This is a genomic window from Neokomagataea anthophila (assembly GCF_018122595.1).
Classification (GTDB): domain Bacteria; phylum Pseudomonadota; class Alphaproteobacteria; order Acetobacterales; family Acetobacteraceae; genus Gluconobacter; species Gluconobacter anthophilus.
In genome coordinates this window covers 1-243 of sequence record NZ_JAGRQH010000114.1, presented here as the reverse complement: position 1 = coordinate 243, position 243 = coordinate 1, and the positions used below count along the sequence as shown (strand labels likewise).

The 243-nt window shown below is 24.3% G+C and carries 1 protein-coding gene; it reads left to right on the top strand.

The window, feature by feature from the left end; all coding sequences use genetic code 11:
* The coding region (locus tag KB213_RS13530; RefSeq protein WP_211683531.1) for a hypothetical protein at positions 1-208 on the top strand (208 nt) is incomplete at its 5' end.
* Between the last annotated feature and the right edge of the window lie 35 nt (positions 209-243).

Here is a 243-nt window from a genome sequence, read left to right as displayed (position 1 = left end):
GTTGGGGGGGTTAATTTCCCCGCGTTTTTTTTTTTTGTTTTGGGGGGTTTTTATTTTGGGGGCCCGTGGTTTGGTCTATAAAACGATTTTTTTTAAAATTTTTGGGGGGGGGGTTTTTTTTTTTAAAGATAAAAAAAAAAGGAATACAAAAAAGAAAACAAAGAAAAAAAAAAACAAAAAAAGTGAAAAAAAAAAAAAAAAAAAATAATAAAAAAAAGAAAAAAAAAAAAAAAAAAATAAAAA